Raw genomic sequence first — 24937 nt, forward strand, 5'->3', positions numbered from 1 at the left:
AAACCGTATTTTTGAACGCGGGGGATTGAATCATCAATGCCCCGTGTTTTTATTTATTTTAGGCATTTATCCTATTTCCATTCTTCCTATGCTTTCTGATGTTCAGACCAGACCAAACTGGCTGATCTGGAATAAAGGTTAATCTATGAAACCCGTAATTGCGCTCATTGGTCGTCCGAACGTCGGAAAATCAACGTTGTTTAACCAGATAACCAAGAGCCGTGATGCTCTCGTTGCTGACTTTGCCGGTCTGACTCGTGACCGTAAATATGGTGACGCGACTTATCAAAATAAATCTTTCATTGTCGTTGATACTGGGGGTATTGGCGAAACTGAAGGTGGTATCGATTCGTACATGGCAGAACAGTCAAAAACTGCCATTAATGAAGCAGATATTATTGTCTTCGTTGTTGATGCTCGCGCAGGCTTATTGGCATCTGATGAACAAATTGCTCGTGACTTACGTACGCTAGGTAAAAAAGTTTACCTTGTTGCCAATAAAGTTGATGGTGTTCATGCCGAAGCAGCTTTAGTTGAATTCTTCAAATTGGGTATGGGTGAACCACTTCAAGTGGCTGCCAGCCATGGTCGTGGTGTTCAGCAAATGCTTGAAGAAGTGTTAGCTGAAGTGCCTGAAGATGAAAGTGAAGAACAACACGATAAAGACACAGGCTTACGTTTAGCGATTATTGGTCGTCCAAACGTGGGTAAATCGACTCTAGTGAACCGTTTGTTGGGTGAAGACCGTGTGGTTGCATTTGACCAACCGGGTACTACACGTGACTCAATTTATATTCCATTTGAACGTGATGGCCGTAAATACACATTAATCGATACTGCGGGTGTACGTCGTAAAGGTAAAGTGGACGAAATGATCGAGAAGTTCTCGATTGTGAAAACTTTACAAGCGATGAAAGATGCGCATGTTGTGGTTATTGTTGTCGATGCACGTGAAGGGATCGTTGAGCAAGACTTGCATTTGATCGGTTACGCGCTTGAAGCAGGCCGTGCGATGGTGATTGCCATCAACAAATGGGACAACATGTCTGACTACGACCGTAAACAATGTAAATTAGATGTTGAACGTCGTTTTGACTTTATTCCATGGGCAAAAATTCACTTAATTTCTGCACTTCACGGTACAGGTGTTGGTGATCTTTATCCATCGATCCACCGTGCTTATGATTCTTCGCATTTGAAAGTATCACCTGCGAAAATCACTCAAATCTTGAATGATGCAACTGATGCGCACCAACCACCAATGGTTCAAGGTCGTCGTATCAAAATGCGTTATGCGCATATGGGCGGACAAAATCCACCGACGATTGTGATTCATGGTAACAAAGTTGATAAAACGCCAAATGACTATCGTCGTTACCTAGAAAACGTGTTCCGTAAAGTTTATAAACTTGAAGGTACGCCAGTCAAAATTGAATTTAAAACCTCTGATAACCCATTTGAAGGTCGTAAATCCCAAATCGATGAGCGTACGGCTGCACGTAAACGCCGTTATGTTCAGAAGTTCAAAAAAGCGGAAAAGAAATTCAAACGCTAAGTTTAGATGAACAAAAAAAGCCTGCAGATATGCAGGCTTTTTTATTTCACTTTATTTATCTAAAAAGATGTAGAAATTAGTTTTTACACTTTTTAGCTTGGCGGTAAATATCAATATTATCCAGGTTAGCTTGAGCAATTTCCATGGCTTGCTGTGCGCTGCTGCTATCCTGTTGTGTATTTTTATTGCCAGAAAAAGCCGTAGCAAATTGTCCCATACGCGCCGCTGTTTCAGATTGACCTGAAAATGCGGATAGCGCGTTACCAGCAAGCCCCGCCCATTTTGAAACTTGATTATTTTGCTGTGCAGACGCTTGGCTTAATGCCAGTTGCGATGCTTCCAATGTACGTTCGAAAGACTTACGTTCAACGCTCAGATCAGTGCAATCTAAGGTTTTTAAATAACTGGTGCTATAAACACTATTGTTGGTTTGACTAGCTTGATTGAAATTTGAGGCATAGCCACGGTCTGCTTGAGCTACAGCATTGGCAGCTTCTTGACGGCTTTGATTCATACGTGCTTCAGCTTGGTCCATGATCGCGCCATTTTTGGCACCCATCACTGCAACGGCCGCATCCAATAAACCTGCTTGAGCGAAACATGGTAGGACACAAAGTGAACTGATTAAGGTGATTTTTCTTAGCATCTGGTTTACCCCGAGTTTTAAATTAAAGTTATAAGAATCTAGAGTATTTTATCTAATTGAAGATGTATTTGAAATATTTATTATACTTAAGTGTTTGAATATATTTATAATATTAAGTATTTCTTAAGTGGTTAGAAATATTTTTAAACTGAGTTTTAAAATCTCGACGAGTCAAAGGACCGATGCGCTCATCTGTAATGTGGTGTATTTTGTGTCGGAGTGTCGCATAAAATATAGCGTCATGGACGTAGTGTAAAAGATATTGGATCAACAACTTATGGCGAAAATTCAGCTTGAATATAGTGCAATTACTGACTTCTTTGTGGAGCCGCATGGCTTGAGTCGTCAAGAGGTAATTGCCGTGCGTAAACAAGCCATTTACCAATATCGCAATCAATTACTTGCGCAGCGGCTAAATAGGTCAGTTGAAAATTCAGATTTTTCAAAGTCTGCATTTGGTAAGCCTTTTCTTCCTGATTTTCCACACTTTCATTTTAATCATAGTCATAGCCAGCAGCATTATGTTTTGGCCAGCAGTGAAAAAATCGCCAATATTGGTGTGGATATTGAAGATTTAAATCGAAAAGTTCGTTTTGATGCGATGGCTCAACACAGCTTTCATCCCGAAGAATTGCTCAATTGGGACAGTTGTGAGCATAATCCTGATTATTGGTTTAAAGTTTGGACCACCAAAGAGGCGGTACTTAAAGCGTCAGGTTTAGGGATTCGAGTGAACCTGAATGAACTGAATACACAGTGTCATCCTGAGCAGAATGGTGGGATGTGTAGCCATCCCGCAATTGGCACTTTTGCTTATCAGAATATTCAACTACCGCATGTGATGTTGACGGTGGCATGGCAAAGTGAACAATCTTGCCGAGGCTTTCATTTGCCTAATATTGAGTTGAATGTCTTATAAATCGGTATGACATATAAATCACCATGAAAAAAGCCCTGTTCTGGCTGAACAGGGCTTTTTTTAAATCAATCTAAACTGGCTTTAGATTAGATTTTGCATTTTTTAGAACCTTGGTAGATACCAATGTTGTCGATGTTTGCTTGAGCAGCAGATTTGTTCGCTTGTTGAAGTTCAAGGTTGCCTGCATCAGAAGTATCTTGCTCACCAGCCAAGCTGTTTGCAATGTTGCCTGCACGAGCAGCTTTTTCAGAGTTACCACCGAAAGCAGCAAGAGCGCCACCCGCTAAACCAGCAAATTTGCTCAATGATTTGCCTGGCGCTTGAGCAGATGCTTGGATGTTTGCAATGTTTTTGTCAGCAGCTTCTAAAGAGCGCTTAGCATTCGCTTTTTCAACAGCAAGAGTTGCACAATCCATCGCTTTTAATTCTGAAGATGCGAATTGAGTTGTAGCAAAAGCAGAAATTGAAATAGAAGTAACAGTTGCAAGAACAAGTAATTTTTTCATGAAATAATTCACTTTTATTGTTAGAAAATAAACGCCCGAAAGTAATGGGCGGGTGAATATTATTCAAAAAAAGGAATTTTGTCCTGTTAAAATGTGACAATTGTGTAACTTTGTGTAATTTGCGTACAAATATGATTGCAAAATTAAATGATTAGTAACACGTTGCTATTTGGGTTTTTGTGCAATCCAAATATTACTTAAGCGATTGACAAATTGCGGGCTAAACTTCGATAAATTAAATAAAAATTTAGCTTTCATCCCCACAGGTGTATGTGTGGCCATTAAGACCGTATCCTTTTTTTGTACCAAGGTATAAATTTGCTGAGCGACATCGCTCGGTTGAAGATTGACGCCCATTTTCTTAATGCTTTGGGCATCCATGTCTTGCACCATCGCGGTTTGAACAAATAAAGGCATCACATCTAAAACGCGAATATTGTATTTTTGCCATTCAATATCTAAGCTTTCAGTGAGCCCACGTACAGCAAATTTAGATGTGGCATAGCTGGCTAAATCTGCTTGTCCATAAATAGCTGAAGCCGAAGAGAGGTTAATCACACGAGCAAAATTGCTTTGTTGTAAATAGGGGAATGCCGCATAGCAACCGTTTATCACCCCTTTGACATTGATATCAATCGTTCGGTGGTGTGCAGACAGTTCCGTATGTTCAAAGCTGCCTGAATACAGAATTCCGGCATTATTGACTAAGATATTCAGCTGACCTGCCCAAGCAACAAATTCAGCTAAAGCGCTTTGCCATTGCTCTGGTTGTGTCACATCTAAAAGCCCAGCTTTGGCATGGCTACCGAGTTCAGCAGCTAATGAGGTGACTTGAGATTGGTTAATGTCGTAGAGCCCAACTTTATAGCCTTGTTGTATGAACAGTCGTGCAATTGCTGCGCCAATCCCTTGTCCTGCACCGCTAATAAAAATACTTTGCATGTTATGCTTCCCTGAATTGAGTTGCTCATTCCCTGAGTGAATTTTGAGCATATCAAATTCTGTAATCGAAACAATGTACTGATGAGTAAATAGCTGGAGTTCACATGGAACAATTATTAGCAGTGATGAAAGAATTACGTGAAAAATGTCCATGGGATCAAAAGCAAACCCCAGAAAGTCTGACTCGTTATGCTATAGAAGAGGCCTATGAAGTTGAAGCGGCGGTTCGTTCAGGTCAGATTGACGATGTGCGAGATGAACTGGGGGATTTGTTGCTGCAAGTGGTTTTTCAGTCGCAGATGTATAGCGAACAAGGCGCGTTTGATTTTCAAGATGTGGTGCAAGCCATTACAGATAAATTAATTCGCCGTCATCCCCATGTGTTTCAGGCAGAGCAGTTTTCTGCACTCAATGCGGATGATGTGGCAACACTATGGAAACAGATTAAACAACAAGAAAAAGCAGGGAAATCAGCATCTAGATTAGATGAGGTTAAACATGCACCTGCATTAAGCCAAGCAGATGAAATCCAAAAAAATGTGGCGAAAATTGGATTTGATTTTCCAGATATTGAAGGGGCTTATGGCAAGCTTGAGGAAGAGCTAGGGGAGTTAAAAGAGGCCTTGGCAGGCAAAAAATCCGACGAAATATTTGATGAATTTGGTGATTGCTTATTTTCTCTAGTGAATGTTGGACGTAAGATTGGCATCTCAAGTGAGATGGCACTGTTAAGTACCATTCATAAATTTAGAAGCCGTTTTGCTTATATTGAAGCACAGGCCACATTACAACAAAAACATGTAGAAGACTTGTCCCTGACTGAAATGGATCAGTTATGGGAACAGGCAAAACAACAATTAAAACAACAGGCTGAATATGTACCACATCCTAAAGAATAAATACTCTACACAATTACTTGTCTTGGTTTTGAGTTTAATGGCAAATTTGACTTATGCTCAAAGCCCTTCGGGCTACGCGGAATGGAAAGCCATGCAACAAGCTCAAGATCAACAATTAAAAAAGCAATCTGAGGCCTCTAAGTCCAAATCGGCAACTGCACCCAGCAATGCCAACTATTATTTGTCACGACCCAGCACTCAGCAAAATAGCCGATCAGATCAGGTACGCTTAAATACAGCCTCAGTCGATGAACTGCAAACTTTGCATGGAATTGGTCAGAAAAAAGCAGAAGCCATTGTGCAATATCGTAAAAGTAATGGCTTATTTAAAAGCATTGATGATATTCAACAGGTTAAGGGCATCGGTCCTGCGCTGTTTGCTAAAAATAAAGCAAAATTGGCACTTTAAGTGAAGTGTAAAAAAAAGAATTAGGTTAAGCTCAACTTGAGCATTGAGATAATCAAATTGCCCTTTGATTGTGTTAGAGATATCATTAGCGACATCTTAAGAATTTTACGTTCAGACGTAGGAGACAGCGTCTTTTGCAAACTTTGCGCGCGTCCAAATGTGGTTTATCAACCGCACAATTACCTTCTTCCATTTTAGATGTGATTGATGCCTTAACTAAGGCAGGCTATGAAGCTTATATCGTGGGTGGCGGTGTCCGCGACCTAATGTTGGGTCATGCACCTAAAGATTTTGATGCCGTAACTAATGCGACACCAGCTCAGGTGAAAGAAGTCTTCGGGCGACGTTGCCGAATTATTGGTCGTCGTTTTGAGCTGGCGCATGTCTACTCAGGACGTGAACTGATCGAAGTTGCGACCTTCCGTGCGCCGCCTAAAAAAGCCGTGACTTCTGCAGCGGGCATGATTTTACGTGATAATAATTGGGGTACGATTGAGCAAGACTTTGCACGTCGTGACTTCTCGATCAATGCAATGTATTACCAACCACGCAAAGGTGAAGTGCTAGATTTTTGTCATGCAGTAGATGACATTAAGCATAAAACGTTGCGTTTATTGGGTGATCCACAATTACGTTTTGAAGAAGATCCTGTGCGGATGCTTCGGACTTTACGTTTTGCAGCCAAATTAAACTTTAATATTGATGAAAAAATTCTGGATGTCTTTACTCCAGAACTTACTCAATTGCTGCGTGATGTGTCTCCACATCGTTTATACGATGAGTCACAAAAACTCTTTACCATGGGGCATCTCAATCGCGTCTTACCGATGCTGATCGATTTTGGTATCTGGTATCAATTATTTGCAGATATCAAACCGGTCGTAACGCCATTTATTGAGTTGGCAGCAAAAAATACCGATCAACGTATTTCGATTGGGAAAACCATTAACCCTGCATTTTTCTATGCCGTATTATTGTGGATTCCGTTCCAAGAACGTTGTACGTTCTATCTGAATAAAGGTGTTGTTCCAGCTGAAGCACGTGCTCAAGCGGGCTTAGATGTATTGAAACGTCAAGCTACACGAACCATTATTCCACGCTTTGCCGAAACGTTTATTCGTGAGGTTTGGGAAATGCAAACCCGTTTGCTGAATCCAAAACCACAGCAAATTGAAGCACTTTCAGGTCATGCACGTTTCCGTGCAGGCTTTGACTTCTTGCTGCTGCGTGAAAAATCGGGTGATACAAGCACGCAAGGTATGGGCCAGTGGTGGGATGCTTATCAGCAGATGAGCACTGACGAAAAAGAACGGGCAATTAGCCAATACAATCGTCAACGTGCCAAGAGTCGTCGTAAAGCGGCGCATGAAGATGTGGAAACGAAAACTTCTGCACATCAGCAAGTTGAAATTGAACCGCTGGTGAATGAACCAGAAAGCAGAAGTCGCCGTCAACGTAAGCCTAAATCACATGCCAACAGTCCAGCGACAGTGTCAATCGTGGCAGCGTCAGCCAGTGGTGAAATTGGTGCAGATCATCCGATTTTAAAACGTAAACGTGTGAAACGAGATTTGACTCAGGTTATTTTTGGGCCAACACAATGACGCTGACATATATTGGTTTAGGCAGTAATTTAGGTGATTCTCTACAGATCCTTAGTGAAGCGGTGCATAAACTTGCAACACTCGGAAAAGTGAAAGTCTCAAAACTGTATCAAAGCCCGCCAATGGGGCCACAAGATCAGCCGAATTATTTAAATGCAGCGGTTGCATTAGAAACTGATCTAGCACCTTTGGCCTTGTTGGATGAATTGCAACGCTTTGAACAAGAGTCGGGGCGTGTACGCCTACGTCATTGGGGGGAGCGTACACTGGATTTAGATTTACTGATTTATGGTGAACAGCACATTCAAAATGAACGTTTGACGGTGCCTCATGTTGGTGTTTTAGAACGTGATTTTGTGTTGAAACCTTTGTTGGATTTAGATGAGAATCTACAGATTAAAGGACAATCATTAAAAGATTTACCTATTTTGAATAATCCAAATTTAACTGTATTGGATGCAGGAAACTGGGCCCATCTTTAATTTTTGTATGACCACTTGAGAAAGCCGTCATCTGAGGAATATTGAAATGATTAGTCTAAGTGACTTGAAAAAATTTAAAGCGGAAGGCCGCAAATTCTCCTGCCTGACTTGCTATGATGCGAGCATGGCAAAAGCAATGGAAGTTGCTGAAGTCGATAGTATTCTGATTGGTGATTCATTGGGGATGACCATTCAAGGGAATGACTCAACTTTGCCTGTCACTGTTGAAGATATGGTATATCACACTGCTGCAGTGCGTCGTGGCAATAAACATGCGTTTATTTTGACTGATTTGCCCTTTATGACCTATGCCACTTTGAATGACGCTTTGGTGAATTCAAAGACTGTGATGCAAGCAGGCGCACAGATGGTCAAATTGGAAGGTGGTGCATGGTTGTCAGAAACAGTTGAAGTATTGACCCGTAATGGTATTCCAGTGTGTGTGCATTTAGGGTTAACTCCGCAATCGGTTCATGTGTTTGGCGGTTATAAAGTGCAAGCACGTACACGCGAAACCGCGGATCAACTCATTGCAGATTGTAAAGCTGTGGTTGATGCAGGTGCAGCAATTTTACTTTTGGAATGTGTTCCTGCCCAAGTGGGTAAAGAAATTAGTGAATTATTCCCAAATACACCTGTGATTGGGATCGGTGCCGGTGCAGAAACGGATGCTCAAGTCTTGGTTCAACAAGATATGTTGGGACTGACGTTTAGTCACGTGGCGAAATTTGTTCGCAACTTTATGAAAGAGCAAGCAGGGGAAACAGCAATTGTGGATGCGTTTAAGGCGTATCATACTGCCGTACTTGATGGTAGTTTCCCTGCCAAAGAACATACATTCCAAATTGAGCTGTAAGACATGAAAACTGAAACAACGATTCAAGGTTTAAGTGCATCGCTAAATCCAGCACGTGCTGCGCGCAAAATCATTGGTTTTGTACCAACGATGGGGAACTTGCATGAAGGTCACCTTAATTTAGTTCGTGAAGCACGTAAACTGTGTGATGTCGTGGTGGTGAGTATTTTCGTTAACCCAATTCAGTTTGGTCCAAATGAAGACTTTGACAACTATCCACGTACTTTGGAACAAGATCAGCACTTATTGGCTGAAGTGGGTTGTGACATCGTGTTTGCACCGACTGTTGAACAAATGTATGGCAACAAACCGCGCTTAACCAATATTAGCGTGGGCGGCATTACCAATGATTTGTGTGGCGAACAGCGTCCGGGTCATTTTGACGGTGTTGCTGTTGTTGTGACAAAACTCTTTAATATTGTTCAACCGAATTTTGCATTCTTTGGGCAAAAAGATTACCAGCAACTTGCAGTGATTCGTCAGTTTGTACGTGACTTAAATATTCCACTAGAAGTGATTGGTGTGCCGATTACTCGTGCTGAAGATGGTTTGGCATTGAGCTCACGTAATGGTTATTTAAGTGCGGAAAATCGTGCGATTGCACCAACGATTTACCAAAGCTTGAAAACGGCTGAGGCAGAATTACATGCTGGAACTCAACTTGCAGATGTGTTAGCGAATATTAAAGCAACATTGACAGCAGCGGGTTTTGTTGTGGACTATGTTGAAGCACGTACACCTGAATTACAGAAAATTGAAGAATTTGATCAAGACGTGGTGTTGTTTATTGCGGCTAAATTAGGCGCAACACGTCTTATTGATAATATGCAGGTTAAATATACTGCAGTTTAAAACGGCTATGGGGTAGCAAGCGATGAAGCGCATTTTAATTGTTACAGGACAATCTGGATCTGGAAAGTCATCTGCATTACAGATACTTGAGGATTTAGGCTATTACTGTATCGATAATTTGCCATTGGCCTTACTCCCCGAAATTGTTGAAAAACTTGATTCAGAAAATAATCTTGAACAATTGGCACTGGGTGTGGATGTCCGCAGTACACGTGCAGATTTACAAGAGTTCGATTTGGTTTTTCAACAGCTACAACGCCATGGCTCAGTCGATATTATTTATTTGACCACGCGTGATCAGGAATTGATTGCGCGATTCAGTTCATCTCGACGTCCCCATCCGTTGGCAAGTCGTTTCAAAAGTTTAAATGAGTGCATACAGGAAGAAAAATCTTTACTGTTGCCGATTCAATTACGCTCGACAGTACATATTGATACTACAGATAAGAGTGTACATGATTTAAAACATACCTTGCTGTCTAAACTTGGACAGGCAGATAATTTAATTTTGATCTTACAGTCTTTTGGCTATAAGCATGGTATTCCACTCGATGCAGATTATGTTTTTGACGTCCGTCATTTGCCCAATCCGCACTGGGATATGGAATTACGTAAGTATTCAGGATTAGATGAGCCAGTTCGTCAATTTTTACAGCAAAGTGAACAAACCAATGAAATGTTCCAAGATATTTATAATTTCTTGGATAAATGGCTGCCGGCATTTGCCGAAGGGCATCGTCATTACATGACGGTGTCGATCGGTTGTACAGGTGGGCAACACCGTTCGGTATATATCGTAGATAGACTAAAAAAAGCACTTGAGGCAAAATGGTCTATTCAGGTTCTACATAGAGAAATGAAGCACTGGTCATGATCGACACAACTGTTGACGTAATTAATAAACTGGGTTTACATGCGCGTGCATCTGGCAAGCTAATCGAAGTCACGACCAAATTTCGCTCGTCGATTCAAATTGGTAAGGGTGGAAAATTAGTAGATGCCAAAAATATTATGTCTTTGCTGATGCTTGGCGCAGGCAAGGGCACAACTTTACGCTTAGTGATTGAAGGTGCAGATGAAGAAAAAGCTTTATCTGAAATTCAAGCACTGTTTGCAGCAAAATTTTACGAGGCAGATTAAACGTGGCACGTCGACCGAACCGCTATACCGAAGAAGACTTTGAATCCTTAGAAGGACGTGCAAGTAAAACTGAGCAAAAGAAAGCTGTACAACGTATGGCTGCTTTGGGCGAGGAACTTGCAAAACTGAATCCTAAACAGATTAAAAATCTTCCTGTTGAAGAGCGTCTGATCGAAGCACTACTAGATGCACAAACAATTACTTCACATGAAGCACGACGCCGTCAGTTTCAACGTGTAGGTAAATTGCTGCGTAATGAAGATGAAACCATGATTTTATCTTACTTAACCCCGCAGCAAGGTGCGAAAAAAACAGCGCAGCTTCAACGCTGGACTGAACGTATGATTGCCCAAGGTGATCCCGTCATTAAAGAGTTCATGAAAGCACATAATGCTGCTGAACATCATCCTATTCGTCAGCATATTTTGCGTATTCAACGTGATATAGCAAAAAATGTAAGCGAAGAAGAACTGACTGCGTCAAAGTTGAAATTGTTTAACTACATTCAACAAGTGGCTTTATTATCTGATAACTAATGCATGATTAGATAGCCAAGTACTTAGATAGCTCAATGATCAGAGAATTCAACATGATCTGATCATTGAAGCAAAACGTGAAGTTATAGACTTCACATCAAAAAAGCGACCTGATTAGGTCGCTTTTTTTGCTTAAATGATTGAAAAAATCATGCTTGGCTTTTGAGTTTTAACATTAACCAAATTCACCAACAGCGCGCTCTTTAGCCCATTCACGGAGAACGAACTTCTGAAGTTTACCTGTCGAGGTTTTTGGAATTTCGGTAATCACTACATCTTTAGGTACTTTGAAACGTGCAAGGTGCTGCTTACAGAATTCGATCAGTTCTTCAGGCGTTGCTTCTTTACCTGCTTTTAATTCAATAAAGGCACAAGGCACTTCTTGCCAACGAGGGTCAGGTTTTGCAACCACTGCAGCTGTCAGTACAGCAGGGTGTTGATATAGAATTTCTTCTACTTCGAGCGATGAAATGTTTTCACCCCCTGAAATGATCACATCTTTAGAGCGGTCAGTAATTTTGGCATAACCGTCAGGTTGGCAGACTGCTAAGTCGCCGGTATGGAACCAGCCACCGGCAAAGGCTTCAGCCGTTGCTTCTGGGTTTTTCAAATAACCTTTCATTACGATGTTGCCACGGAACATGATTTCACCCATGGTCTGGCCATCATGCGGAACAGGTAACATGGTCTCAGGATCAATGACTTTCATGCCATCTTGAAGCGGGTATGGCACACCTTGGCGAGAATGCAACTGTGCTTGTTCTTGAATGGAAAGATCAGACCAACCAGCTTGCGATGCGCAAAGTGCCGATGGACCATATGTTTCAGTCAAACCATAAACATGTGTGACATTGATACCAATATTACGCATCCCTTCAATAATCGCTGCAGGTGGCGCTGCACCAGCAACCATCACTTCAACGCGATGGTCAAATTGTGCTTTTTTCTCTTCAGGCGTATTGATCATCATTGAAAGTACGATTGGCGCACCGCAGAAATAATCTACTTTGTGTTCTGCAATCAATTTGAAAATCAGTTCAGGGTCGATTTTACGTAGACAAATATTGGTTCCACCATTGGCTGCCATTGTCCAAGCAAAACACCAACCATTACAGTGGAATAGGGGGAGCGTCCACAGATACGTTGCACGCGGTGTCATGCCGCAAGCAATGATATTACTCGCTGCATTGATATATGCGCCGCGGTGATGATAGACCACGCCTTTTGGATTGCCTGTCGTGCCCGAGGTATAGCTTAAGCTAATTGCATCCCATTCATCTTGAGGTAAGTGCCATTCAAAATTGGCATCGCCTTGCGCCAACCAGTCTTCAAATTCGATTTGTCCAATCGGTTGTGCTGTGCCTTCAAATTCAGCATCTGCAACATCAATGACATAAATCTCTTGATCGATTAAAGCTAAAGCTTCTGTGGCAACCTGAGTGAATTCAGGGTCAACCAATAGGACTTTGGTTTCCGCATGTTTCAGCATGAAGGCAATGGTTTTCGCATCAAGGCGTGTATTTAGCGTATTCAGTACTGCACCGGCCATCGGTACTGCAAAGTGTGCTTCAACCATAGCAGGAACGTTCGGTAATAACACAGACACGGTGTCGTTTTTGCCAATGCCTAATTGTTGCAATTGATGCGCAAATTGACGACAGCGGTTATACGTTTGGCGCCATGAAATATGACGATTGCCGTGGATAATGGCATCCTGATCAGGATAAATATAGGCTGCACGCTCTAAATAACGTAGAGGCGAAAGTGCCACAAAATTTGCCGGGGTCCGTGGCAATTCATCGTATGCGCTAACCATCGTGGTACTCCAAGTCCATGTATATTTGTTTTAAATCTGACTTAACAATAATTCAGTCCATAGGGTCTCTGCATTTATGCTTTAGTCGAGTATTTATACTAATTTTTTAAATGATTGAAAATGAATAAAATAAAATACAATTCAGTGGCGAAAATGAACCCTGTAGTTCTCAAAATTGATTTTTTAGAATAAATAATTTAGCTGAAAAATAGACAATAATTGTTGGTTTTTTATGCTGATTTTGCAGATATTTCCGTGTGTGATCCTCTTTATTGATAATGTTTGAATGATGCTGATCGAATAATCTAGAGCGTCCTTAAAAGTCTGTCAGGGCTTTCAAACGAATGGTTTTATCTCTTTGATTTATGGATTATTTGCTGTTTTATAACAATAAACTTAAATTTGAGTAGATGCTGAACTTCGTATAATCTAAGTAAAAAATCAAGATGGCTTGTGCATCAACATTGCAAAAGCGGAAATCAAAAATAAAACAATACGGCTGAATACAATAAAAAGTATGGCGATAAGGATGAATATGACAATTCAACACGACATTGCATGGGAAAATTGGTCAGGTGCTCAGAAGTCGATCCCGAAGTCATTTATACAACCGAAAAATCTTGAGCAGTTAATGGAGGTGGTTCAATCCCAACCTAAGATTCGTATGGTTGGCGCAGGGCACTCTTTTAGCCCTTTGGCAAAAACCACAGATACCTTAGTAAGTTTAGATCATCTCAAAGGTATTCTAGATATCGATGCTGAACGCTGCCAAAGTACCGTCCAAGCTGGCACACGATTATTTGATTTGGGCGAGAAGCTCGCGTCTTTTGATCAGGCACTGATCAATCAAGGAGATATTGATCGTCAAAGTTTGGCTGGAGCTATCGCAACAGGGACACATGGCACAGGACTCGAATTGCCGTGTTTATCGGCACTGGTTAAGGGGTTTGAGTTATTAACCGCGCAGGGCGAGTTACTACAATGCAGTGCTGAACAGAACAGCGAAATTTTCCAAGCAGGGCGTGTTTCACTCGGGAGTTTAGGCGTGCTGACGCATGTACAGCTGCAAAATCGACCGATGTATAAACTCAAAGAACAGACGCGATTATGTCCACTGAACGATGTCATGCAGAATATGCAGCAATGGCAATATGAACATCGACATATTGAGTTCTGGGCATTTAGTCATGCCGATCAGGTTATTTTAAAAACCTTAGATGAGACGGAAGATAACCTTCAACCTCGAAAAGAACAGTGCTTAGATGACGACGTATTACTCAAACTTTGTGCAGAATTGACGCGAATTTTTCCACCACTGAATCCATGGCTACAAAAATTATTAGGTGTTTTTGTCAAACCTTCGATCAACGTAGACTGGTCAAGTCGAATTTTTCCTTCTGCTCGAAGTACCAAATTTAATGAGATGGAATACCAGATTCCGCTGCAACACGGGATGAATTGTTTAGAAGAAATTTTGCATACCCTTCGACGACATAAGGTTCCGATGTTTTTCCCGCTAGAATATCGACTTGTACGTGGGGATGATATTTGGCTCAGTCCGTTTTATCAGCAAGATTCGGCCTCAATTTCGGTGCATCAGTTCTATAAGCAAGATTATCAAGTCATCTTTAAGCTCGTGGAGCCGATTTTTTTAAAATATGGCGGGCGTCCGCATTGGGGGAAATTGCATAGCCTAAATGCGCGGCAGCTTCAAAATGTGTACCCCAAGTGGCAAGATTTTTTGAATATTCGACAAGAATTAGATCCTCAGCAAAAGTGGCTCAGTCCAGAGCTACAGCAATTACTAATTGAATAAGCGTCGTGGAAGGTTAAACACTGAAGACCAATTGAACGATATGAAAAAGGGGATGGCATGGATGCATATTTTCAACAGTTGAATACGCTGTTAAAGCAAAACGGGACGGGGATGCCCCAGTTAATCGTGGATGTTGATGCATTAAATCACAACTTGGTGATCACTCAGCAGCAAATACCACATAGTCTGCATCCGCGCTTGGTAGTGAAATCCTTGGCGTGCATGGCATTGCTTCAACACTGTGCTACACAGCTCAAGACACAGCGTTTCATGCTATTTCATTTTGCACATCTGAAAACACTTTTCGAGTCGATGCCACAAGCCGATGTGTTGTTTGGAAAACCGATGCCAATTCAGGCCTTGAAGCATGCAGACAAGGCAGTTTTGCAGGCCACGCAATCGCAAGTGCAATGGCTGATTGATAGTGAACAGCGTTTAGCCCAATACCTCAAATTTGCTGAGCAGCATCAACTGTGTCTACGCATCAATATTGAAATCGATGTGGGTTTACATCGCGGTGGTCTGAAAACGATCGATGAGCTAAAGGCTATTTTGGATGTAATCGTTCAACATCCTCAACATTTAAAATTTTCAGGATTGATGGGCTATGACGCACATGTGGCGAAGATTCCACGACTGATTCAATCTGCTGAACAGACTTATCAACAATCCCAGAAAAGTTATCAACAATTCAAAGCTTATGTACAACAGCGCTATCCAACTTTATGTGATGAACACACCTGTTGGAATGGTGGTGGTAGTCCTAGTTTTAGTTTTCATTGTCAGCAGAGCGTCTGTAACGAAGTCTCGTTTGGCTCGATGTTATTAAAACCCGCAGATTTTGAACTGAAAAATTTACAAGCTTTCCAAAGTGCCTTGTGGCTCGCCACACCAGTGTTAAAAGTGTTGCCGCGGACTGAATTACCACAGTTAGAATGGCTCAGTCGTTGGGCAAAATCTCAGGCTGTATTTATTTATGGAGGCTATTGGCGAGGGGACTATGTTTATCCTCAAGGCAGTCAGCCACATGCATTATATGGTCGCAGTAGTAATCAGGAACTTGTGCAAATTCCACAGACAAGCAGCATAGAAGTAGATGATTATATTTTTTTACGTCCTGCACAAAGTGAAATGATCATCCCTCAATTTGCACAGCTTTGGTTGTACCAAGCCGATCAATTCATGGCCTTCGAGACCTTCAGAGAATAAAAAGAGCCCGTTTGGACTATTTTTTAGGTTCAATGGTTTTGAAAAAAGCTCATGATTTGATGCTTATTCAAAACCTCCATAGTGAATACCCGTGAGGTTCGACATTTCTTTTTCCATGTGGTCAGGTCATCTTTGCAGAATTGATTCAGATGATGATGTCCGCAGGCACGAGGCATGACTTGCATCAGTTCAACGGATGCATTTAGAAAATTCGCCAGTTGCTGTGCCGATTTATCTATTTCTAAACGACGACGTAAATGATCTTGTTGCGTGGCTATGCCGACAGAACAATCATTGCTTTGACAGGCACGCATAGCTAAACAGCCAATGGCTTGCATGGCAGAGTTTGAAATCGCGATGGCATCTGCACCTAAAGCCAGTGCCTTAATAAAATCTGCGGGTACACGGAGTCCACCTGTGATCACTAAGCTAATATCTGATCGTCCTAGACGGTCTAAATGACGACGTGCTCGTGCTAGTGCAGGAATGGTTGGTACAGAAATATTGTCATGAAACAGCGTGGGTGCTGCACCTGTACCACCGCCACGTCCATCTAAAATAATATAGTCCACACCAATGCTCAGAGCTGCGTCAATATCACGTTCAATATGCTGTGCAGAGAGTTTATAGCCGATCGGGATGCCGCCGGTCTCGGCTCGGACATATTCTGCAAATTCACGATATTGTGAAAGATGCGTCCAGTCGGGGAAAGTTGCAGGAGAAATGGCTGCGGTGCCTTCTGGTAATTTACGCACTTCTGCAATCTTGCCAACCACTTTATGGCCTGGCAGATGTCCTCCCGTACCTGTTTTTGCAGCTTGACCGCCTTTAAAATGAAAGGCCTGACACTTTTTAACTTTTTCGATGTCATAGCCAAAGTTGCCCTTGCAACAAATGCCTGTACCTGCAAGTTCAGCACCTGTTGCAAGGGCAACTTTGGCTTCTTGAGATAACGCACCAAAACTCATATCTGACACAAACAGGGGGATTTTGAGTTTTAAGGGGTTTTTAGCATTTGGGCCAATTACCACTTCGGTTGCTACGGGTGCATCATCTAACAATGGAATTTTCCACAGTTGTGCGGTGATCAGTTGAATGTCCTCCCATTTCGGAAGTTGATTGAAAGGCACGCCCATGGCAGCTGTCGGGCCATGATGTCCAAATTTACTTAAGCCATTGCGTGCAAGTTCCAAGATCAATTTATTATGTGGTTCTTCTGGTGCGGGTGCGGAGTCAGCATATAGACCTTGATATTGATTACGCTTATATTGTTGAGGATTTCTTTTCTCCCACGCTTGAATTTCTTCAAGATCGACATACACCTGATCGCCTTCCACCCACGCTTTAAACTTTTGCAGGTTTTTATTGAGTTAACGCGGGTTGATGCCCGTTTTATAAATATAGTGCGAGCCATGCAGTCCACAGACGATTTTATCCCCTTGAATATGGGCATCGGCCATAAGTGCGCCGCGATGCTGACAGCGACCATACATGACCACGACTTGTTCTACATCATCATCTTCGAGCCTTAAGACCACAAGATCGACATTGACTGCGAGGGCATAAGCGGGTTGGAGCGGTTTTAAACTAGACCAAGATATAAGTGAATGTGCTTGCATGATACCTGCCTAAATAGAGATTTCAGTGGGTATAGGTGTTCGAAATTCGGAATAATTTTATGAATTAGAACGTGATTATTATGTTGACAGCATAAAGTGCATTTCGGCTGAAATCTGCTTGAATTATCAGGAGTCTTGTAAAAGGCGGTAGAAAAATCAACTTCCATGGGATTAGAGGTTTATTAAAGTTGGCAGGGCGTGTAAAATTTAGGTCGAATTTTATTTATCCACCGTTTTTATCTTTTGAGGGTCTCCCTCGATCATAATCTCGCGGTGACATGCTCCATTGTACGGGGCATCACTCCTTAAGGATTTTTATATGCCAATTATCACTTTGCCAAATGGCGATCAAAAAGAATTTGATCATGCCGTGTCTGTGATGGAAGTTGCTCAAAGCATCGGTCCTGGTCTAGCAAAAAATACAGTTGCAGGTCGTGTAAACGATCGTTTAGTTGATGCGTCTGATTTAATTACAGAAGATGCTAGCCTACAAATTATCACGCCTAAAGATGAAGATGGTATTCACATCATTCGTCACTCTTGTGCGCACTTGGTGGGTCATGCAGTTAAGCAATTGTTCCCAGAAGCAAAGATGGTCATTGGTCCTGTCATTGAAGAAGGTTTCTACTATGACATCTGGATGCCACGTCCGTTTACTTTAGACGATATGGCTGCGATCGAAGAGCGCATGAAAAAGCTCATCGACCAAGACTATGATGTCATCAAAAAAATGACTCCACGTGATGAAGTGATCAAAGAGTTCACTGCACGCGGCGAAGAATACAAACTGCGTCTGATCGAAGACATGCCTGAAGAAACTGAAATGGGCTTGTACTATCATCAAGACTACTTGGATATGTGTCGTGGTCCGCACGTTCCAAATACTAAATTCTTAAAATCGTTCAAGTTGACTAAAATCTCTGGTGCTTACTGGCGCGGTGATGCGAAAAACGAACAGCTGCAACGTATTTACGGTACAGCTTGGGCTGACAAAAAACAGTTAGCTGCGTATATCAAACGTATTGAAGAAGCTGAAAAACGCGATCACCGTAAAATTGGTAAAGCGTTAGACTTGTTCCATATGCAAGAAGAAGCGCCGGGTATGGTGTTCTGGCATCCAAACGGCTGGACGATTTACCAAGTGCTTGAACAATACATGCGTAAAGTTCAACAAGCCAATGGTTACCAAGAAATCCGTACACCGCAAGTGGTTGATTTCACGCTTTGGGAAAAATCAGGTCACGCAGCAAACTATGCTGAAAACATGTTTACGACTCACTCAGAGAACCGTAACTATGCAGTAAAACCAATGAACTGCCCATGTCACGTGCAAGTCTTCAACCAAGGTTTAAAATCTTACCGTGACCTGCCAATCCGTTTAGCTGAGTTTGGTTCATGTCACCGTAACGAACCATCGGGTTCATTACACGGTATTATGCGTGTACGTGGCTTTACACAAGATGATGCGCATATCTTCTGTACGAAAGAACAAATCGGTACTGAAGTTGCAGACTTCATTAAATTGACTTTAGATGTTTATAAAGACTTTGGTTTTGAAGAAGTTCAAATGAAATTGTCGACGCGTCCAGAAAAACGTGTAGGTGATGACAAACTTTGGGACATGGCAGAAAAATCTTTAGCAGATGCTTTAGATGCTGCAGGCCTAGAGTGGGAACTTCAACCGGGTGAAGGTGCATTCTACGGTCCGAAAATTGAATTCTCATTGAAAGACTGCTTAGGTCGTGTATGGCAGTGCGGTACAATTCAATGTGACTTTAACTTACCAGAACGTCTTGACGCATCTTATGTGACTGAAGATAACGACCGTGATCAGCCTGTAATGTTGCACCGCGCAATACTTGGCAGTTTCGAGCGTTTTATTGGTATACTTATTGAACACTATGCTGGTTTCATGCCACCTTGGTTGTCTCCAATTCAAGCATGTGTGATGAACATTACTGATTCACAAGCTGAAGCATGTGAGTCAGTCGTCGCTAAACTTAAAGAAAGCGGTATCCGCGCGATTTCAGACTTGAGAAATGAGAAAATCGGCTTTAAGATTCGTGAACGTACTTTAGAGCGTATTCCTTACTTATTGGTTCTTGGAGACCGTGAAGTTGAGGAAGGTACTGTAAACGTCCGTACTCGCTCTGGAAAAAATTTGGGTACTATGTCAATTGATGCATTCATCGACTTAGTAAAAGCAGCCGTAGCCGAACGCGGCCGGTACATTGTGGAGTAAAAGCGATTAAACAGCCTGACCGTAATCAACAGGGCGGAAAGTCAAACCGTCCTGCCTTGAATGATGAAATTCGTGCAAAAGAAGTCCGTCTAGTAGACGAAAATGGCGAGCAAAAAGGGATTGTATCTCTTGCTGACGCTTTGCGTGCTGCAGAAGCAGTAGATCTTGACCTTGTTGAGATCGTTGCCAATGCTGAGCCACCAGTCTGCAAAATCATGGATTTCAACAAGCATTTGTTTGATCTAAAACAAAAGCAAAAAGAAGCGAAGAAAAAACAACATCAAGTACAGGTGAAAGAAATCAAGCTACGCCCTGGTACTGATGTTGGTGACTACAACGTTAAACTACGTGCCATTATCAAGTTCCTTGAAGAAGGCAATAAGGTAAAAATCACGCTTCGTTTCCGTGGTCGTGAAATGGCACACCAACAGTTAGGTTTGGCTCAATTGCAAAAAATTGAAGCTGACGTGGTTGACTATGGTGTTGTTGAACAAACACCAAAAATGGAAGGCCGTCAAATGGGTATGCTACTTGGTCCTAAAAAGAAAAAGTAAGTATCCATTAAAAAAGCACTGCATTTGCAGTGCTTTTTTTTGCCTATATTTTGGTTTTTAATCTCAATGATGTTCAAGGGCACAAATAATTTTTGCTGCGTATTGATTGGAAAATAGAGCAAAGTCATGAATGCGAACTTATGTCTGAGAGTATTAAGTAAGTTTCTTTAAGAAAGACAAATTTGATTATATTTTAATTGATATTCAATCGTTGTTTCGATTTAGACGTTTTGAAATGCTTTAATTTAGTTTTAATGTAGGTATAAAGTGAGCAAAGCTTTTTATTGAGCTAACTATGTGAGATCTATTTACATAAAACAGGCCGTGAAATAGGGGTTTTCAGTACCCTCCAATAGATTTTCATCTTGGTAATATTAGGTCGTATATTCCATGTCATAAAAGCAATCAGAACAAAGTACATTTCATATAAATAGATAGTAATACAGAGTAGGATTATTTTTTGCAAGATACGCCAAAATTTAAAAAGAGTAGATGAGCAGCTTGTAAGCCAGACCCACCAAGGATTCATTAAAAACACCTATATGGAGTATTTAGTTTGGAATAAAAAATCAGAACATAAAATTTGCAATCTAGACACTATATTTTTGAGATGGGATGATTTTAATTCTTTTTTATCATGTTACGAATTTAACTATTTTTTTCAAAAAAAAGACCCCGAAGGGTCTTTTTTTTATGAGGGTTTACTCAGCGCTATTTTCTTGGACAGGACTTTCTATCAATGCCTTTTTGCCAATTGGAATTTGGCGTGGCAGTTTTTCTTCAGGAATAATACGCTGTAAGTCCACTGTCAATAAACCATTTTCATATAGGGCTTGTTGCACTTCTATATGTTCATCTAAGCGTAAAGACAGTTTAAATGTACGACGAGCAATGCCTTTATGCAGGAATTCCACAGTTGTATCTTGCGCTTCAGTTGGTTTACCTGAAATGCTTAGCACTTGATTTTCTAAGTTTAGCGAAAGTTCATCTTCTGTAAAACCTGCGGTTGCCACCACAATGCGATAGCTATTTTCAGCCGTTTTTTCAATATTGTATGGCGGGTAATTTGGTGTGTCGCTTTGCATGGCATAATCAAATAAATCGTTGAAACGATCAAAACCAATGCTACGACGGAAAAGTGGGTTAAGATTTAAACTACTCATAATTAGAACTCTCTTTAATAAGCAAAGTTGTAACAATAAGAAATGTTCAGTGATGCTTGGCATCCACTGTTCACTAACAAGATCGTTTGATCCTTGTACATGTATCAATATCGGTCTGTGCTGATTTTTTTCAAGGGATTTTTATAAAAAAATTATATTTTTTGAATTTTTGTACCTTAAGTGATTTTAAAAGCAAAGTGATAATTCACATTTTAACGTTACTTTTCAGAAAAACTGACAAGCTTTCACTGGATTAAACATGTTATACATAAAGCAAAATGAGATTGCCTTACTGAAAATTAAAAAGGAATATAGATGATTGATCTCTACTATTGGGGTACACCCAATGGACATAAAATTACCATCGCTTTAGAAGAAATGGGTTTGGAATACCAAATTTTTCCGATTAATATCTTGGAAAATGATCAATTTCAGCCAGACTTTTTGAGAATTTCTCCGAACAATAAAATCCCTGCAATCGTGGATCAGAATGGCCCACGAGGAGAGTCGATTTCAGTTTTTGAGTCTGGTGCGATTCTGCAATATCTTGGACGTAAAACAGGTTTGTTTTATCCAGAAGATGAGTTTGAGCGCGTTGAAGTTGAACAATGGTTGATGTGGCAAATGGGTGGTTTTGGGCCCATGTTAGGACAAAATCATCATTTTAGTCGTTTTGCACCTGAACGTATTCCGTATGCAACTGAACGTTATGTAAATGAGTCTAAACGCTTATATAAAGTTTTGAACCATCAGTTGATTGGTCAAAAATTTGTGGCTGGAGAGTATTCGATTGCAGATATGGCTATTCTGCCTTGGGCACTGCGTCATGAATGGCAGCAAATTCAGCTGGAAGATTATCCATACGTGAAAGACTATATCGATCGACTGACGGCCCGTCCAGCGGTACAAAAAGCCTTAGCAATACACGTTTAAAAAAAGAGCATGGAAACATGCTCTTTTTTTACGAAATAAATAGAAGCTTTTTCCACCAAGGTCTTTGGTTTTCTTTCAGGGTCTTGAGTGAGAAGGGCTGTACGGCAACAAAGGGGGAGGCTACACCATTTTCGATATAAGGTTTGAACTTGGCACGTAAAAGTGACTGCTCAACCCGCTTATCAATGTGTGTAAGTCCAGAGCTTTTGATTAATTCAGCTTTTTGAACTTCGCCGGTGGCTAAAACATATAGTTTGAAACTGAGGTCACGATTTTGATTGCCCAGATCGTCATTGTTGAAGTTAAAAATAGGTCGCTTTTTCCAAATCATTTGATCTTGTGTAATCAAGTGTTGTTTGGCAATTTCAGAAGGACTTTGTGCATATTAAGCGGTCAAAATTTGTAATAACACGATAAAACTTAAGCAAAGAATTTTTTTCATAAAGTGAGTTAAAATTATTCAATATTTGCGTGGCAGATTAGAAGTCTCATGTATAAAAGTAAAGTGCGGAAAGACTCACCTTAAGATTTTAGATAGGACGGAAGAAAATTCTAACGCTGTGTTAGAATGCGGCGCTGCCGAAAAGAACGCGTTGTTGACGGCTTAGTTGGACGATTTTGCGATGAAAGACTTTTTCTTAAATTTTACCCGTATTGTTGAAAATAACCCAAGAATCTATTGGAGTATTATTTTTGGTATTGCAGGCTGCTTAGTGCTATTTGTCGCTGAAATTGTGCATGTTCAAAATATTCTTGCAGATTTACATACCAAAGATCAAAACTTGATGCGAGCTGCGATTGAACCGATTTCTTCACAATATAAATGGTCGAGAATCGTTGTAATTGTTGCAGCAGTGCTTTGGTCAAATTTTGAATATTTGAAGTCGAAGAAAAAATTAGGTCTCTAAGCATTCGTTTCGATGTGGTCGTTTTTAGTTTTATTCTTCGCGGCATTTGGGGCTGCGACCTTACTTCCTTTACAGTCCGAAGCCGTATTGCTCGGCTTGTTGAGCTATGGTCAACACAATCCATGGCTACTGATTGTGGTGGCCAGTATTGGTAATATTCTCGGTTCTTGTGTGAATTGGTGGCTCGGTTTAAAAGTAGAACATTATAAAAATAAAACATGGTTTCCCGTGTCAGAGCTGAAAATGCAGCAGGCACAGGGTATTTATCACAAATATGGTTATTGGTCTTTGCTACTGAGTTGGCTGCCGATGATTGGAGACCCTATTACTTTAATTGCGGGTTTAATGAAAGAAAACTTCTGGCGCTTTGTGTTCATGGTGACCGTAGCGAAAACCGGGCGTTATCTCTGTATTTATCTTATATTTTTAGGTTTCTTCTGAGATAAAAACAGGGCATTGAAACATTCAATCCCTGTTTGAAATGTTGAATCTATTACTTATTTACAGCCATTCACTTTAAATTGAATTTCATCTTTAAAGTTCGACTTTTTGTAGATCCAAAGGGTGCTCGCAGTACGTTTAACCGAGATCTGACTATTTCTTAGTGCTTCAACGACTTTCTGATCGAGTACATAAATGCCAGAGCCTTGCTTGATCTTGACCTTTTTTACTTGTCCGTGTTTATCCACTTTAAAGTTAAATTTGACTTTACGATCATGCTGTTTCAACTCATGACTAGTGAGATCTAATTTTGGTTGAGATAAATATTGGAATGGCGTTTTCTTATTTGCACTTTGTGCATTCCAAACTTTTGAATCAAAGTTGAAATCACATTCAGGCGTATTGCCTTTAACTCTCAAATTAAACGCTTGATAGCCAATAATGGCTTTGGCTTCACCATTTTCTAAATGTGGTTTGACTTTAGCTTTTTTGACAGCAGAAATTAAGATTCGGTCGAGTTGATCGACACCTGTACTTTCTTCAACACTTGCATCGGTAATTGTACCTTTTGCATTCGCTGTGACACGAATAATGGCTGCGCGGTCACGTTGCTTGAGGTCTTCATTGGCATATACCGGCTTTGGAAAAACCGACCAATTTAAGCGTGTAGTTAAATGTACAGGAGCAACTTCAATATTCTGTGCCGGAAGTTGATGGGTTTTGGTTGAAGCACTAAACGCTGTAGAAAATGGAGCGCAGGCCAAAAGGGTTAAGCACAGATATTGTTTCATAAGTCTATTCTAAGATCACTAAGTGAGTGATGAATGCGTCGATATTGCTGCGCAGTATTTCCTGTATTGGAAATACTGGCAAGGTTTAAATGGAAAATA

Annotated in this window: 27 protein-coding genes; 18 read left to right on the plus strand and 9 right to left on the minus strand. The window is 41.0% G+C overall.

The window, feature by feature from the left end; genetic code table 11:
* The first annotated feature begins 145 nt into the window (after positions 1-145).
* The gene (gene der, locus FTU77_RS12410) at positions 146-1555 is read left to right on the plus strand and encodes a ribosome biogenesis GTPase Der (RefSeq protein ID WP_078189606.1); all 1410 of its coding nucleotides are present in this window, start codon (positions 146-148) and stop codon (positions 1553-1555) included.
* 76 nt (positions 1556-1631) lie between these two features.
* On the opposite strand, the gene FTU77_RS12415 is transcribed toward der, so the two are convergent.
* A complete protein-coding gene (locus FTU77_RS12415) occupies positions 1632-2201 on the minus strand; it encodes a hypothetical protein (RefSeq protein ID WP_180055936.1) in 570 nt (189 codons plus the stop codon).
* Between the two features lie 277 nt (positions 2202-2478).
* Here FTU77_RS12415 and FTU77_RS12420 point away from each other — a divergent pair, with 277 nt between their 5' ends.
* Positions 2479-3120: a 4'-phosphopantetheinyl transferase superfamily protein gene (locus FTU77_RS12420; protein WP_180055937.1), complete on the plus strand. Its 642-nt coding sequence runs from the start codon at positions 2479-2481 to the stop codon at positions 3118-3120.
* Positions 3121-3206: 86 nt separating this feature from the next.
* Here FTU77_RS12420 and FTU77_RS12425 read toward each other — a convergent pair whose 3' ends face one another.
* Both FTU77_RS12425 and FTU77_RS12430 read right to left on the minus strand, forming a co-directional pair.
* Positions 3207-3626, minus strand: a complete 420-nt coding sequence (locus FTU77_RS12425) for a hypothetical protein (protein ID WP_078192655.1) — start codon at positions 3624-3626, stop codon at positions 3207-3209.
* Between the two features lie 165 nt (positions 3627-3791).
* Complete coding sequence (locus tag FTU77_RS12430; protein WP_180005383.1) at positions 3792-4568, minus strand: SDR family oxidoreductase; 777 nt, start codon at positions 4566-4568, stop codon at positions 3792-3794.
* Positions 4569-4672: 104 nt separating this feature from the next.
* Here FTU77_RS12430 and mazG point away from each other — a divergent pair, with 104 nt between their 5' ends.
* From mazG to yjgA, 9 genes are all read left to right on the plus strand, one after another.
* Positions 4673-5467, plus strand: coding sequence for a nucleoside triphosphate pyrophosphohydrolase (mazG, locus tag FTU77_RS12435; protein WP_180025977.1), 795 nt, complete (start codon positions 4673-4675; stop codon positions 5465-5467).
* Positions 5445-5876 (plus strand): ComEA family DNA-binding protein, encoded by a 432-nt coding sequence (locus tag FTU77_RS12440; RefSeq protein WP_180055938.1) that lies wholly within the window; start codon positions 5445-5447, stop codon positions 5874-5876. Before mazG ends, FTU77_RS12440 begins: the two co-directional genes overlap by 23 nt.
* A gap of 134 nt (positions 5877-6010) precedes the next feature.
* Positions 6011-7480 carry a polynucleotide adenylyltransferase PcnB gene (gene pcnB, locus FTU77_RS12445; protein ID WP_180005385.1) on the plus strand — a complete coding sequence of 490 codons (1470 nt, stop codon included), beginning with the start codon at positions 6011-6013 and terminating at the stop codon, positions 7478-7480.
* Positions 7477-7962: a 2-amino-4-hydroxy-6-hydroxymethyldihydropteridine diphosphokinase gene (gene folK / locus FTU77_RS12450; protein WP_168378465.1), complete on the plus strand. Its 486-nt coding sequence runs from the start codon at positions 7477-7479 to the stop codon at positions 7960-7962. Before pcnB ends, folK begins: the two co-directional genes overlap by 4 nt.
* Positions 7963-8008: 46 nt before the next feature.
* Positions 8009-8818 carry a 3-methyl-2-oxobutanoate hydroxymethyltransferase gene (gene panB / locus FTU77_RS12455; RefSeq protein WP_180020987.1) on the plus strand — a complete coding sequence of 270 codons (810 nt, stop codon included), beginning with the start codon at positions 8009-8011 and terminating at the stop codon, positions 8816-8818.
* A 3-nt stretch (positions 8819-8821) separates the two neighbouring features.
* Positions 8822-9670, plus strand: coding sequence for a pantoate--beta-alanine ligase (gene panC / locus FTU77_RS12460; RefSeq protein ID WP_078192648.1), 849 nt, complete (start codon positions 8822-8824; stop codon positions 9668-9670).
* 22 nt (positions 9671-9692) lie between these two features.
* A complete protein-coding gene (gene rapZ, locus FTU77_RS12465; RefSeq protein WP_078189595.1) occupies positions 9693-10544 on the plus strand; it encodes an RNase adapter RapZ in 852 nt (283 codons plus the stop codon).
* Positions 10541-10810, plus strand: coding sequence for an HPr family phosphocarrier protein (locus FTU77_RS12470; RefSeq protein WP_067763492.1), 270 nt, complete (start codon positions 10541-10543; stop codon positions 10808-10810). Before rapZ ends, FTU77_RS12470 begins: the two co-directional genes overlap by 4 nt.
* A gap of 2 nt (positions 10811-10812) precedes the next feature.
* Positions 10813-11346, plus strand: coding sequence for a ribosome biogenesis factor YjgA (yjgA, locus tag FTU77_RS12475; RefSeq protein ID WP_078189593.1), 534 nt, complete (start codon positions 10813-10815; stop codon positions 11344-11346).
* A 175-nt stretch (positions 11347-11521) separates the two neighbouring features.
* On the opposite strand, the gene FTU77_RS12480 is transcribed toward yjgA, so the two are convergent.
* A complete protein-coding gene (locus FTU77_RS12480) occupies positions 11522-13162 on the minus strand; it encodes an acyl-CoA synthetase (RefSeq protein WP_180055939.1) in 1641 nt (546 codons plus the stop codon).
* A 535-nt stretch (positions 13163-13697) separates the two neighbouring features.
* Between FTU77_RS12480 and FTU77_RS12485 the strand changes: the two genes are divergently transcribed.
* Together FTU77_RS12485 and FTU77_RS12490 are read left to right on the plus strand one after the other, a co-directional pair.
* Positions 13698-14978, plus strand: a complete 1281-nt coding sequence (locus FTU77_RS12485) for a D-arabinono-1,4-lactone oxidase (protein ID WP_180040930.1) — start codon at positions 13698-13700, stop codon at positions 14976-14978.
* Positions 14979-15035: 57 nt separating this feature from the next.
* Positions 15036-16187 (plus strand): alanine racemase, encoded by a 1152-nt coding sequence (locus FTU77_RS12490; RefSeq protein WP_180055940.1) that lies wholly within the window; start codon positions 15036-15038, stop codon positions 16185-16187.
* Between the two features lie 29 nt (positions 16188-16216).
* Here the strand turns inward: FTU77_RS12490 and FTU77_RS12495 are convergent, their stop codons facing one another.
* Complete coding sequence (locus FTU77_RS12495) at positions 16217-17524, minus strand: FMN-binding glutamate synthase family protein (RefSeq protein ID WP_218947326.1); 1308 nt, start codon at positions 17522-17524, stop codon at positions 16217-16219.
* Positions 17525-17557: 33 nt separating this feature from the next.
* Entirely contained in the window at positions 17558-17806 is a 249-nt protein-coding gene (locus FTU77_RS15890) for a Rieske 2Fe-2S domain-containing protein (RefSeq protein WP_218947327.1), read from the minus strand.
* 319 nt (positions 17807-18125) lie between these two features.
* Here FTU77_RS15890 and thrS point away from each other — a divergent pair, with 319 nt between their 5' ends.
* Positions 18126-20048 carry a threonine--tRNA ligase gene (thrS, locus tag FTU77_RS12500; RefSeq protein WP_180007231.1) on the plus strand — a complete coding sequence of 641 codons (1923 nt, stop codon included), beginning with the start codon at positions 18126-18128 and terminating at the stop codon, positions 20046-20048.
* A 5-nt stretch (positions 20049-20053) separates the two neighbouring features.
* Positions 20054-20602 (plus strand): translation initiation factor IF-3, encoded by a 549-nt coding sequence (infC, locus tag FTU77_RS12505; RefSeq protein ID WP_078192643.1) that lies wholly within the window; start codon positions 20054-20056, stop codon positions 20600-20602.
* 701 nt (positions 20603-21303) lie between these two features.
* On the opposite strand, the gene FTU77_RS12510 is transcribed toward infC, so the two are convergent.
* Entirely contained in the window at positions 21304-21765 is a 462-nt protein-coding gene (locus FTU77_RS12510; protein WP_168378471.1) for an Hsp20 family protein, read from the minus strand.
* Positions 21766-22080: 315 nt separating this feature from the next.
* Between FTU77_RS12510 and FTU77_RS12515 the strand changes: the two genes are divergently transcribed.
* Positions 22081-22698, plus strand: a complete 618-nt coding sequence (locus tag FTU77_RS12515) for a glutathione S-transferase N-terminal domain-containing protein (protein WP_168378472.1) — start codon at positions 22081-22083, stop codon at positions 22696-22698.
* Positions 22699-22726: 28 nt separating this feature from the next.
* Here FTU77_RS12515 and FTU77_RS12520 read toward each other — a convergent pair whose 3' ends face one another.
* Positions 22727-23047 carry an energy transducer TonB gene (locus FTU77_RS12520; protein WP_168378473.1) on the minus strand — a complete coding sequence of 107 codons (321 nt, stop codon included), beginning with the start codon at positions 23045-23047 and terminating at the stop codon, positions 22727-22729.
* A 274-nt stretch (positions 23048-23321) separates the two neighbouring features.
* On the opposite strand from FTU77_RS12520, the gene FTU77_RS12525 reads away from it, so the two are divergent.
* Positions 23322-23606, plus strand: coding sequence for a hypothetical protein (locus FTU77_RS12525; protein WP_078192639.1), 285 nt, complete (start codon positions 23322-23324; stop codon positions 23604-23606).
* Between the two features lie 12 nt (positions 23607-23618).
* Complete coding sequence (locus tag FTU77_RS12530; protein ID WP_078192638.1) at positions 23619-24047, plus strand: YqaA family protein; 429 nt, start codon at positions 23619-23621, stop codon at positions 24045-24047.
* Positions 24048-24103: 56 nt separating this feature from the next.
* On the opposite strand, the gene FTU77_RS12535 is transcribed toward FTU77_RS12530, so the two are convergent.
* Entirely contained in the window at positions 24104-24838 is a 735-nt protein-coding gene (locus FTU77_RS12535) for an energy transducer TonB (RefSeq protein WP_180055941.1), read from the minus strand.
* Between the last annotated feature and the right edge of the window lie 99 nt (positions 24839-24937).

This window comes from Acinetobacter sp. YH12142, from assembly GCF_013418435.1.
Taxonomy (GTDB): domain Bacteria; phylum Pseudomonadota; class Gammaproteobacteria; order Pseudomonadales; family Moraxellaceae; genus Acinetobacter; species Acinetobacter amyesii.